This is a genomic window from Stutzerimonas stutzeri, from assembly GCF_024448695.1.
GTDB classification, from domain to species: domain Bacteria; phylum Pseudomonadota; class Gammaproteobacteria; order Pseudomonadales; family Pseudomonadaceae; genus Stutzerimonas; species Stutzerimonas stutzeri_T.
In genome coordinates this window covers 34,767-46,979 of the sequence record NZ_JAMOHY010000025.1, presented here as the reverse complement: position 1 = coordinate 46,979, position 12,213 = coordinate 34,767, and the positions used below count along the sequence as shown (strand labels likewise).

Genomic DNA, 12,213 nt, shown 5'->3' with positions numbered 1-12,213 from the left:
ATTTGGCTCCGCGACCTGGACTCGAACCAGGGACCCAATGATTAACAGTCATTTGCTCTACCGACTGAGCTATCGCGGAACTGCGGTGCGTATCCTACTGTTTATTAAGGGTAAGTCAACCCTGGGCCCGGTTCAGATCACCTGTACGATGGCATCGGTGACGTGGTCCAGATTGTCGTGGTTCAGGGCGGCGGCGCAGATGCGTCCGGTGCCGATGGCGTAGACGCCGAATTCCACGCGCAGGCGCTCGACCTGTGCCGCTGTCAAGCCGGAATAGGAGAACATGCCGCGCTGCTTGGCGACGAAGCTGAAGTCCTGTTTGGCGCCTTTTTCGGCCAGCTGGCGAACCATGCTCAGGCGCATTTCCTGGATGCGGGTACGCATCTCGCCCAGTTCGGTTTCCCACATGGCGCGCAGTTCGGGATTGTTGAGAACGGCCGAAACCACGGTCGCACCATGGGTCGGTGGGTTGGAATAGTTGGTGCGAATCACGCGCTTGATCTGCGAGAGCACGCGAGTCGACTCTTCACGACTTTGGGTAACCATCGACAGCGCGCCGACGCGCTCGCCATACAGCGAAAAGGATTTGGAGAAGGAGCTGGAGACGAAGAAGGTCATGCCCGATTCGGCAAACAGGCGCACGGCGGCAGCGTCTTCCTCGATGCCGTCACCGAAGCCCTGATAGGCGATGTCGATGAAGGGCACATGATCCTTGGCGCGCAGGACTTCCAGCACCTGTTTCCAGTCTTCTGGCAGCAGGTCGACGCCGGTTGGGTTGTGGCAGCAGGCATGCAGCACCACGATGGAGCGGGGCGGAAGGCTGTTCAGGTCTTCGAGCATGGACGCGCGGTCGACGTCATGGCTGCTTGCGTTGTAGTAGCTGTAGTTCTGCACGGCGAAGCCGGCCGACTCGAACAGGGCGCGGTGGTTTTCCCAGCTCGGATTGCTGATGGCGACGACGGCGTCCGGCAGGATGCGCTTGAGGAAGTCGGCACCGATTTTCAGTGCGCCGGTACCGCCCAGCGCCTGGGTGGTGACGACGCGACCATCGGCAACCAGTGCCGAATCCGCGCCGAACAGCAGGCCCTGGACCGCCATGTCATAGCTGGCGATCCCTTCGATGGGGAGATAACCGCGTGGTGCATTCAGCTCCAGGCGCGCCATTTCCGCCGCGGCAACGGCGCGCAGCAGGGGAATGCGACCTTCTTCGTTGTAATAGACGCCAACTCCCAGATTGACCTTGTTCGGCCGCGTGTCGGCGTTGAAGGCTTCATTGAGGCCGAGAATCGGATCGCGCGGCGCCATTTCGACAGCAGAGAACAAACTCATGGTGGGAGGCTCGAAGACAAGGAGGTGAGTGATACAGCACCCTCGCTTCGCGCTGAGGGCTGTGCGCAAACGGGGCAAGAGTATAGCGGCCCCGGCTCTTCGTCGCGAGATGCCTGAGCGGTTTTTCTGACAGAATCGCTCGGTTCACACGGGCGCATTGCCGTTGTTCGGCGTCCGGAAATGGCACAATTGGCAATTCAGCCGCGCCCTGACAGGGTCGGTTCGCAATCCAAGAGGTCGCTATGTCGCAGCAGTTCGAATTGGTCACACGCTTCAAGCCTGCCGGTGACCAGCCCGAAGCCATTCGGCAGATGATCGAAGGCATCGAGGCCGGCTTGTCGCATCAGACACTGCTGGGTGTTACGGGCTCCGGCAAGACCTTCAGCATCGCCAACGTCATTGCCCATGTGCAGCGCCCGACGCTTGTGCTGGCACCGAACAAGACCCTGGCCGCGCAGCTCTATGGCGAGTTCAAGGCGTTCTTTCCGCGCAACGCGGTGGAGTATTTCGTTTCTTATTACGACTACTACCAGCCTGAAGCCTATGTGCCGTCGTCTGACACCTTCATCGAGAAGGATGCTTCGATCAACGACCATATCGAGCAGATGCGCCTGTCCGCGACCAAGGCGCTGTTGGAGCGCAAGGACGCCATTATTGTCACCACGGTGTCGTGCATCTACGGCCTGGGCGATCCGCAGTCGTACCTGAAGATGGTGCTGCACGTGGACCGCGGCGACCGGCTCGATCAGCGTGAATTGTTGCGTCGCCTGACTGGTCTGCAATACACCCGCAACGACATGGATTTCGCCCGTGCGACCTTTCGTGTGCGTGGTGATGTGATCGATATCTTCCCTGCTGAATCCGATCTGGAGGCGGTGCGTATCGAGCTCTTCGATGACGAGGTCGAAAGCCTGTCGGCCTTTGATCCGCTGACCGGGGAGATCATTCGCAAGCTGCCGCGCTTCACCTTCTACCCCAAGAGCCACTATGTGACGCCGCGCGAAACCCTGCTGGAGGCGGTGGAAAAGATAAAGGTCGAGCTCAAGGACCGGCTGGATTACCTGCGCAGCCAGAACAAGCTGGTGGAAGCGCAGCGGCTGGAGCAGCGCACCCGTTTCGATCTGGAAATGATCATGGAACTCGGTTACTGCAATGGCATCGAGAACTACTCGCGCTACCTTTCGGGCCGCGACAGTGGCGAGGCGCCGCCAACCCTTTATGACTACTTGCCGGCGGATGCGCTGCTGGTGATCGACGAGTCCCACGTCAGCGTGCCGCAGGTCGGCGCCATGTACAAAGGCGACCGTTCGCGCAAGGAAACCCTGGTGGAGTACGGCTTTCGCCTGCCTTCGGCGCTGGATAACCGGCCCATGCGCTTTGATGAATGGGAGGCGATCAGCCCGCAGACCATCTTCGTTTCCGCCACACCAGGCCCCTACGAGGCCGAGCATGCAGGTCGGGTGGTCGAACAGGTGGTGCGACCTACCGGACTGGTCGATCCGCAAATCGAAATACGCCCGGCGTTGACGCAGGTCGATGATCTGCTGTCGGAAATCAGCAAGTGCGTGGCCAAGGAAGAGCGCGTGCTGGTCACCACCCTGACCAAGCGCATGGCCGAGGATCTGACCGACTATCTCGGTGACCACGGCGTGCGGGTGCGCTATCTGCACTCGGATATCGACACCGTTGAGCGAGTCGAGATCATTCGCGACCTGCGCCTTGGGGTGTTCGATGTGCTGGTGGGTATCAACCTGCTGCGTGAAGGGCTGGATATGCCGGAGGTGTCGCTGGTGGCGATCCTCGATGCGGACAAGGAAGGTTTTCTGCGCTCCGAGCGTTCGCTGATCCAGACCATTGGCCGGGCCGCGCGTAATCTCAATGGCCGGGCCATTCTTTATGCCGATCGCATTACCGGGTCGATGGAGCGGGCGATTGGCGAAACCGAGCGGCGGCGTAATAAGCAAATTGCCTTCAATGAGGCGCACGGCATCATCCCGAAAGGCGTGTTCAAGGACGTTCAGGACATCCTCGAAGGCGCCACCGTGCCGGGTTCGCGCAGCAAGAAACGGCGCGGTGAGGCCAAGGCTGCGGAGGAAGCGGCGCGTTACGAGAACGAGCTGCGTTCACCCAGCGAGATCACCAAACGTATCCGTCAGCTGGAAGAAAGAATGCTTGCCCATGCCCGTGATCTGGAGTTTGAAGCCGCTGCACAGACGCGCGACGAGATCCACAAGCTGCGTGATCGGCTGTTGCAGGTCTAAACCCTCAAGCACCTCAGTCTGACTCCGCCTGTTCTGCTGTCGCCGTCAGCGCCTGCAGGCAGCGTTCCTCGGCAGTGTCGAGTTCCAGTTGCATTTGCTGGATATCCAGTAGCTGCTGTTCGAGTTGCAGGCGGCGTTCGGCGATCATGGCGAGCATGATCTGCAGCTGCTTCCGGTTGCCGGCACGGGGATCGTAGAGCTCGATCAGGGTCTTGCATTCGGCCAGGGAAAAACCGATGCGCTTGCCGCGCAGAATCAACTTCAAGGCAACGCGGTCCCTGGGGCTGTAGATGCGCTCCTGGCCGCGCCGCGTGGGGGCGAGCATGCCCTGTTCTTCATAGAAGCGGATGGCACGGGTGGTGATATCCAGTTCGTTGGCCAGATCGGAAATGCTGTAGGTCGGCTGCGCCATGAGACGTCTTCCTGTATGTCAAACGGCGTTCTGCCGCGCCCGCGCGACTCGCGAGGCGTTGGGGCGGCCCAGCACATCGCTGATGCGCTGTCCGGCGGCGACCAGCGCAGCCAGGTCGATGCCGGTGTCGATGCCCAGTCCGTCGAGCATGTAGAGCACGTCCTCGCTGGCCACATTGCCGCTCGCGCCCTTGGCATAGGGACAGCCACCGAGCCCCGCGACCGAGCTGTCGAATACGCAGAGGCCTTCGAGCAGGCTTGCATAGAGGTTTGCCAGTGCCTGGCCGTAGGTGTCGTGAAAGTGCCCGGCAAGCTTGTCGCATGGTACGCCGTGGCTGACTACTTCGATCAACTGACGGGTCTTGCCAGGCGTGCCGGTGCCGATGGTGTCACCCAGGGAAATCTCGTAGCAACCCATGGCGAACAGCTCACGCGCGACATGGGCGACGTGCGCCGGATCGACTTCCCCTTCATAGGGGCAGCCCAGTACGCAGGAGACATAGCCACGCACCTGAACGCCATTGGCGCGGGCCATTTCCAGCAGGGGAGCGAAACGCGTCAGGCTTTCGTCGATGGAGCAGTTGATGTTCTTCTGTGAGAAGGCCTCCGACGCGGCGGCAAACACCGCGACTTCACTGACGCCTGCCGCGATGGCCGCTTCCAGTCCCTTGAGATTGGGTGTCAGGGCGGCGTAGGTCACGCCTGGCTTCTGCTCGATCCGCGCGAAAACGTCGGCGGAACCGGCCATCTGCGGCACCCACTTGGGCGAGACGAAACTGCCGACCTCGATGTACTGCACGCCGGCAGCGGAGAGGTCGTTCACCAGTTGCACCTTGTCGGCGATGCTGATCGGCTGTTTCTCGTTCTGCAGGCCGTCGCGCGGGCCGACTTCGACCAGACGAACGTGTTTGGGCAGGGTCATACGTGCTCCGTAGGGTGGAAAACTGCGCAGCATTTTCCACCTGATCATGGTTTGCGTGTGGTGGAAAAACCTTCGGCGTTTTCCACCACACGATATTCAGGGTTCGTCCATCTCCAGCAAGACCGCACCTTCGCTGACCATCTCGCCTTCGCTGCAGAACAGGCGCTTGACCACACCGGCCTGGGCGCTGCGAATGCTGTGCTCCATCTTCATGGCTTCCAGTACGATCAGCGCGGTGCCGGCTTCAACCCGCTGGCCGACCTCGACCAGCACGCGGACGATGTTGCCGTTTATCGGGGCCGTCAGGCCGCCCTGGTGCGAGTGGTCGGCTTGCGCGGCGGCGATGGGGTCGAATGCCGTGACCGCCTGCAATTCGCCGTTCCACTGCAGATATAAAGTGTCGCTCTGGCGAAAGGCCTTCGGCTGGCGCGATACCCCTGTAGGCGCGAGCTTGCTCGCGAAAAGGGTTCTGGTTGAACTTGTACCGTCACCGTCACCGTCACCGTCACCGTCACCGTCGCGAGCAAGCTCGCTCCTACATGAAGCTGCCGCGAGTCGAACTCGACGGCTTTCACCGTTGCATTTCACATGCACGCAGATTTGCCTGGACATGCCCAAGCGCAGGCCCTCACGTTTCGCCCAGGGTGAATGCACATCGTCGCTGCGTACCCGAGCCGGTTCGGTTTCGACGAACAGCTCGGCAGCCACATGCCAGAATTCATCCGTCAGTTCGCCGGCTGTGCGCAGCAGCTCATCTGCATAGCGCGGGATAAAGCCGGTGTCCAGTTCGGCAGCGGCAAACGCCGGATGGCCGAGCACTCGACGCAAAAAGGCGAGGTTGCTGCGTACACCGCCAATATGAGTTTCAGCGAGCATCGCCAGCAGGCGCAGGCGCGCTTCCTCACGGTTCTCGCCCCAGGCGATCAGCTTGCCGAGCATGGGGTCGTAGAAGGGCGAGACGCTGTCGCCCTCGGTTACGCCGCTGTCCACACGCCGGCCGGGTCCGGCTTGAGGTTCACGGTACAGGTCAAGGCGACCGGTGGCGGGAAGAAAATCCCTGTCCGGGTCTTCGGCGTACAAACGCACTTCGATGGCGTGACCGTTCAGCGGAACCTGTGTCTGAGTAATCGGCAACGGCTCGCCGCGGGCGACACGAATCTGCCAGGCCACCAGATCCAGACCAGTGATGGCTTCAGTGACCGGATGCTCCACCTGCAGACGGGTATTCATCTCCATGAAGAAGAACGCGCCAGCGGCGTCGAGCAGAAATTCCACGGTGCCGGCGCCGACATAACCGATGGCCTGCGCCGCCTTGACAGCGGCCTCACCCATGGCGCGGCGCAACTCCGGCGAAAGGCCGGGGGCTGGTGCTTCTTCGACGACTTTCTGGTGGCGGCGCTGGATTGAGCAGTCGCGCTCGTTGAGGTAGAGGCAGTTGCCGTGCTGGTCGGCGAACACCTGGATTTCCACATGGCGCGGCTTTAGCAGGTACTTCTCCAGCAGCATGCGTGAATCGCCGAATGCCGACTGCGCCTCGCGCTGGGCCGACTGCAGGGCTTCGGCCAGATCGGCTTCGCGCTCGACCACTTTCATGCCTTTGCCGCCGCCACCGGCAGTGGCCTTGAACAACAACGGATAGCCAATGCGCCCGGCGGCGGTGCGGAAGCTGTCCAGCGTCTGGTCGTCGCCGTGATAACCGGGCACCAAGGGCACGCCGGCCTTTTCCATCAGCGCTTTGGCGGCGGACTTGCTGCCCATGGCGTCGATGGCAGAGGCGGGCGGGCCGAGAAAGATCAAGCCGGCGTCTTCGACAGCGCGAGCGAAATCGGCGTTTTCGGAAAGAAAACCGTAGCCGGGATGAATCGCCTGAGCGCCGCTGGTCTGCGCGGCGGCAATAATTTTATCGATCAGCAGATAGCTTTCGGCCGGCTTGGCGCCACCCAGATCGACACATCGGTCGGCCTCGCGGACATGCCGGGCGTCGCGGTCAATGGCGCTGTGAACCGCCACCGTGGTCAGGCCCGTGGCTTTTGCGGTGCGCATCACGCGGCAGGCGATCTCGCCCCGGTTGGCGACCAGCAGGGTATCGATGGGGCGGGTCATGATTGGCTCTCCTGCCAGGCAGGGCGGCGTTTTTCCAGAAAGGCATTCAGGCCTTCCTGGCCCTCGGGGCTGACGCGAATCTGCGCGATGGCGTTCTCGGTATAGCGGCGCAGGGCCGGGTTGAGCGAGGCGCTGGCCGTTTCACGCAGCAGATCCTTGCAGGCGCGCATGGCGTGCGGGCCGTTGAGCAGCAGGGTGCCGATCCAGTCCTCCACGCATGCGTCCAGCTCCTCGGCGGCGTAGATCTCCGACAGTAGGCCCAGCTCACAGGCCTTTTCAGCGCTGAAGCGCTCGCCAGTCAGGGCGTAGCGGCGTGTCGCGCGTTCGCCGATGGCCTTGAACAGCAACGGACTGATCACCGCCGGAGCAAGGCCGATGCGCACTTCCGACAGTGAAAACTCCGCGCTGCTCGCACCGATGGCCATGTCGCAGGCGGCAATAAGGCCGAGTGCGCCGCCGAACGCAGCTCCCTGCACCACGGCCAGCGTCGGCAGTTTCAGGTGGTAGATGCTGTACATCAGTTTGCCCAGCTGACGCGCATCGCCGAGGTTGGCCTCGAAATCCAGCGCTGCGCATTGCTGCATCCAGGCCAGATCGGCGCCGGCGCAGAAATGTCGCCCGCGCCCGCGCAGCAGCAGAAAACGCAATGACGGATCCGCCTGTACCTGGTCGATGGCGAGTACCAGTTCGCGAATCATTTCGGCATTGAAGGCGTTGTTCTTTTCCGGCCGATTCAGCCAGAGGGTGGCTAAGCCGCGCGGGTCGGTTTCAAGCTGTACGGTAGTGAAATCGGTCATCTGAACTCCAGCGCCGGGCGGGTGAAACCCGCGAGTGTTCGGCGGGCTGCGCCCGTCCTACGGTTATCACATGCGGCCCTTCACATACGGAATACGCCGAAACGCGTTGGCTCGATGGATGCATTGAGGCTGGCCGAAATCGCCAGGCCCAGCACGTCGCGCGTCTGCGCCGGATCGATTACGCCGTCATCCCACAATCGTGCACTGCAATAGTACGGGTGGCCCTGGCGCTCGTACTGTTCGAGGATTGGCTGTTTGATGGCTGCCACCTCTTTGTCACTGAGCGTGTTGCCGGCACGCTCGCTCTGTTCCTGCTTGACCTGGGCCAGTACGCCGGCGGCCTGTTCACCACCCATCACGGCGATGCGTGCGTTGGGCCACATCCACAGAAAACGCGGATCGTAGGCGCGCCCGCACATGCCGTAGTTACCCGCACCGAAGCTGCCGCCGATGATCACCGTGAACTTCGGCACCCGCGCGCAGGCCACGGCGGTGACCAGCTTGGCGCCGTGCTTGGCGATGCCACCGGCTTCGTATTTCTGCCCGACCATAAAACCGGTGATGTTCTGCAGAAACAGCAGCGGGATGCCGCGCTGGCAGGCCAGTTCGATGAAGTGCGCGCCTTTCTGCGCGGCTTCAGAAAACAGGATGCCGTTGTTGGCCAGGATGGCGACGGGGTAGCCGTGCAGGTGGGCGAAGCCGCACACCAGCGTGGTGCCGAACAGCGCCTTGAATTCATCGAACTCGCTGGCATCCACCAGTCGTGCGATCACTTCGCGCACGTCGTAAGGCTGTTTGGTCTGGGCTGGAATGATGCCGTACAGCTCATCAGCCGGATAGAGCGGCGGCCTTGGCTCGCGCACCTGCAGTTGTCCGTGCTTGCGCCAGTTGAGATTGGCCACACAGCGGCGGGCGAGTGCGAGGGCGTGTTCGTCGTTCTCGGCGTAATGATCGGCGACGCCGGAGGTCTTGCAATGCACCTCGGCGCCGCCCAGTTCCTCGGCGGTTACCACCTCGCCGGTGGCGGCTTTGACCAAGGGTGGGCCAGCCAGAAAGATGGTGGCCTGTTCGCGCACCATGATGGTTTCGTCGGCCATCGCCGGCACATAGGCTCCGCCTGCCGTGCAGGAGCCCATGACCACAGCGATCTGCGGGATGCCCAGGGCGCTCATATTGGCCTGATTGAAGAAGATCCGACCGAAGTGTTCGCGGTCGGGAAACACCTCGTCCTGGCGCGGCAGGTTGGCGCCGCCGGAATCCACCAGATAAATGCACGGCAGACGATTTTCCTGGGCGATGGCCTGGGCGCGCAGATGCTTTTTTACTGTCAGCGGGTAGTAGGTGCCGCCTTTTACCGTGGCGTCATTGGCAATGATCATGCACTCGATGCCTTCGACTCGGCCTATCCCGGCCACCACGCCGGCGGCGGGCACTTCTTCGCCATACACCGCGTGCGCGGCCAATGGCGACAACTCCAGAAACGCCGAGCCGGGATCGAGCAGGCTGTCGATGCGCTCGCGCACCAGCAGCTTGCCGCGTGAAACATGGCGTTGCTGGGCCGTTGCGCCGCCGCCTTCGCTGATACGACCGAGCAGGGTGCGTAACTCGTTCACCTGATCCAGCATCGCTTCGCGGTTGGCCGAGAACTCGGGTGAGCGGCTGTTGATCCGGGTATTCAGGATGGCCATGGTGTGGCTCCGGTTTCGGGTGGATGACGCTTTATCCATCCACCGGCTCTGGTGGAAAATGCTTGGTGATTTTCCACCCTACCGCTCACTTGGTTTCGTTGAACAACTCGCGCCCGATCAGCATGCGGCGAATCTCGCTGGTACCAGCGCCGATCTCATAGAGCTTTGCGTCGCGCAGCAGGCGGCCAGTGGGGAATTCGTTGATATAGCCATTGCCACCGAGAACCTGGATCGCCTGCAGTGCCATTTGCGTCGCCGCCTCGGCGGTGTACAGGATCACCCCAGCGGCGTCCTTGCGGGTGGTTTCGCCACGGTCGCAGGCTTGCGCAACGGTGTAGAGGTAGGCGCGGCTGGCGTTGAGCTGGGTGTACATGTCGGCCACCTTGCCCTGGATGAACTGGAACTCACCGATGCTCTGCCCGAACTGCTGGCGGTCGTGGATATAGGGCAGTACCACGTCCAGACAGGCCTGCATGATGCCGACCGGGCCACCGGCCAGCACTACGCGCTCGTAATCCAGACCGCTCATCAGCACCCTGACGCCACCGTTCTCGGCGCCCAGCAGGTTCTCTTCCGGGACTTCGACATCGTCGAAGAACAGCTCGCAGGTGTTGGAGCCGCGCATGCCGAGCTTGTCGAACTTGTTGCCACGGGAGAAGCCTTTCCAGTCGCGCTCGACGATAAAGGCGCTGATGCCATGCGCGCCTCCGCTCGGGTCGGTGCGGGCGTAGATCACGTAAGTGTTGGCGTCGGGGCCGTTGGTGATCCAGGTCTTGCTGCCGTTGAGGATGAAGCGGTCGCCTTTTCTCTCGGCACGCAGTTTCATCGAAACCACGTCGGAGCCGGCATTGGGTTCGCTCATTGCCAGTGCGCCAACGTGTTCGCCGCTGATCAGCCTGGGCAGGTACTTCGTCTTCTGTTCGGGGTTGCCGTTGCGGTTGATCTGGTTGACGCACAGGTTGGAATGCGCGCCGTAGGACAGCGCCACCGAGGCCGAGCCCCGGCTGATTTCCTCCATCGCCAGCACATGGGCCAGGTAGCCGAGGCCGGCACCGCCGTACTCCTCGGAGACGGTCACGCCGAGCAGGCCCATGTCACCGAACTTGCGCCACATGTCGTGGGGGAAGGCATTGTCGCGGTCGATGGCTTCGGCGCGCGGCGCCAGCTCGCTGGCAACGAAGTGCGCCACCTGATCACGCAGCATGTCGAGGGTTTCGCCAAGTGCGAAATTGAGCCCGGAATGATTCATCAAACCACCTGCCTGTTGTTGTTCTGGTCAGTGGAGCGCCGTGCGCTGGAAACAATTCGTTCCCTTTACGTTAACGTAAGGCGGGCCTTGCGCTATTGTCAATTGGGCTCAGCCTGCCCAGGATTTTCCAGTGTGATTTCAGTAGCGAAGGCTGTCCGGCACCCTGGCGTCAGAGGGTCGGGCCCGGTCGATGCCTTCAAGAAAACCTTTTCGGAAAGCCGCGGAGAAGACAATGAACACCGATTCAATCGTGATTCTAGCCAGCGCCCGCACGCCCATGGGCGGCTTTCAGGGTGATCTGAAAAACCTCCGTGCGCCGGAGCTGGGAGCGGCGGCCATTCGCGCCGCAGTGCAGCGCAGCGGAGTCGCAGCTGACAGCGTGCAGCAGGTGCTGATGGGCTGTGTGCTTGCCGCCGGCCTTGGCCAGGCGCCTGCGCGGCAGGCGGCGCTGGCTGCCGGGTTGGGCCTGGGCACCAGTTGCACCACGCTGAACAAGATGTGCGGCTCCGGTATGCAGGCGGTGATCATGGCCCACGATGCGCTGTGTGCCGGTAGCGTCGAACGGGTGGTCGCGGGCGGTATGGAGAGCATGTCCAACGCACCCTATCTGCTGGAAAAGGCCCGCAGCGGTTATCGCATGGGGCACGGCAAGGTGCTTGATCACATGTTTCTTGACGGCCTCGAAGATGCCTACGACAAGGGTCGACTGATGGGCACCTTTGCCGAGGATTGCGCGCAGAGCCATGGCTTTACCCGTGAGGAGCAGGATGCCTATGCCATGACCTCGCTGCAGCGCGCCCGTGACGCCATTGCCACTGGGCGATTCGCTGATGAAATCGTCCCGCTTCAGATTACACAGGGCCTCGAGCAGCGCGAGATTCGTGATGATGAGCAGCCGCCGAAGGCGATGCCGGAGAAGATCGCTACCCTCAAGCCGGCCTTTCGCGAGGGCGGTACCGTTACGGCTGCGAACTCCAGTTCCATTTCCGATGGTGCGGCGGCATTGGTGCTGAGCCGTCTTGGCGAAGCCGAGCGACTGGGCCTGACGCCACAAGCGGTGATTCGCGGCCATGCGGCGTTTGCCGATGCCCCCGGCCTGTTCCCGACGGCCCCCATCGGCGCCATCCGACGGTTGCTCGAACGCACCGGCTGGCGACTCGACGAGGTGGATCTGTTCGAAATCAACGAGGCATTTGCCGTGGTCAGCATGGTCGCCATGCGCGAGCTGGGTCTGGATCACGCCAAGGTCAATGTCAATGGCGGCGCTTGTGCGCTCGGCCACCCGATAGGGGCGTCCGGCGCGCGCATCCTCGTCACCCTGATTGCGGCACTGCGCGCCCGCGGCTTGCGCAAGGGCATCGCGGCCATCTGCATCGGCGGCGGCGAAGCGACGGCCATGGCCATCGAACGGGTTGGTTGATCGGGACTCGTCGACTCGATGGAGCGTGAACCG

9 protein-coding genes and 1 tRNA gene are annotated in these 12,213 nt (G+C 62.3%); 2 read left to right on the top strand and 8 right to left on the bottom strand.

The window, feature by feature from the left end; translation table 11 throughout:
- Positions 1–3 precede the first annotated feature (3 nt).
- Together NAV32_RS15015 and NAV32_RS15010 are read right to left on the bottom strand one after the other, a co-directional pair.
- Positions 4–79, bottom strand: a tRNA-Asn gene (locus NAV32_RS15015).
- Between the two features lie 53 nt (positions 80–132).
- The gene (locus NAV32_RS15010) at positions 133–1,329 is read right to left on the bottom strand and encodes an amino acid aminotransferase (RefSeq protein ID WP_256053601.1); all 1,197 of its coding nucleotides are present in this window, start codon (positions 1,327–1,329) and stop codon (positions 133–135) included.
- Positions 1,330–1,571: 242 nt separating this feature from the next.
- Between NAV32_RS15010 and uvrB the strand changes: the two genes are divergently transcribed.
- Entirely contained in the window at positions 1,572–3,590 is a 2,019-nt protein-coding gene (gene uvrB / locus NAV32_RS15005; protein WP_256053600.1) for an excinuclease ABC subunit UvrB, read from the top strand.
- A 13-nt stretch (positions 3,591–3,603) separates the two neighbouring features.
- Here the strand turns inward: uvrB and NAV32_RS15000 are convergent, their stop codons facing one another.
- The 6 genes from NAV32_RS15000 to NAV32_RS14975 all read right to left on the bottom strand — a co-directional run bounded on the left by NAV32_RS15000 (position 3,604) and on the right by NAV32_RS14975 (position 10,760).
- Positions 3,604–4,002 (bottom strand): MerR family transcriptional regulator, encoded by a 399-nt coding sequence (locus NAV32_RS15000; RefSeq protein WP_256053599.1) that lies wholly within the window; start codon positions 4,000–4,002, stop codon positions 3,604–3,606.
- A gap of 18 nt (positions 4,003–4,020) precedes the next feature.
- On the bottom strand, positions 4,021–4,923 hold the full coding sequence (locus NAV32_RS14995) for a hydroxymethylglutaryl-CoA lyase (protein WP_256053598.1): 903 nt from the start codon (positions 4,921–4,923) through the stop codon (positions 4,021–4,023).
- Between the two features lie 96 nt (positions 4,924–5,019).
- On the bottom strand, positions 5,020–7,026 hold the full coding sequence (locus NAV32_RS14990; protein ID WP_256053597.1) for an acetyl/propionyl/methylcrotonyl-CoA carboxylase subunit alpha: 2,007 nt from the start codon (positions 7,024–7,026) through the stop codon (positions 5,020–5,022).
- Positions 7,023–7,823, bottom strand: coding sequence for a gamma-carboxygeranoyl-CoA hydratase (locus NAV32_RS14985; RefSeq protein WP_256053596.1), 801 nt, complete (start codon positions 7,821–7,823; stop codon positions 7,023–7,025). Before NAV32_RS14985 ends, NAV32_RS14990 begins: the two co-directional genes overlap by 4 nt.
- An 80-nt stretch (positions 7,824–7,903) precedes the next feature.
- On the bottom strand, positions 7,904–9,511 hold the full coding sequence (locus tag NAV32_RS14980) for a carboxyl transferase domain-containing protein (protein WP_256053595.1): 1,608 nt from the start codon (positions 9,509–9,511) through the stop codon (positions 7,904–7,906).
- 85 nt (positions 9,512–9,596) lie between these two features.
- Entirely contained in the window at positions 9,597–10,760 is a 1,164-nt protein-coding gene (locus NAV32_RS14975) for an isovaleryl-CoA dehydrogenase (RefSeq protein WP_256053594.1), read from the bottom strand.
- Positions 10,761–10,992: 232 nt separating this feature from the next.
- Here NAV32_RS14975 and NAV32_RS14970 point away from each other — a divergent pair, with 232 nt between their 5' ends.
- Positions 10,993–12,180 carry an acetyl-CoA C-acyltransferase gene (locus NAV32_RS14970; protein WP_256053593.1) on the top strand — a complete coding sequence of 396 codons (1,188 nt, stop codon included), beginning with the start codon at positions 10,993–10,995 and terminating at the stop codon, positions 12,178–12,180.
- Positions 12,181–12,213: the final 33 nt, after the last annotated feature.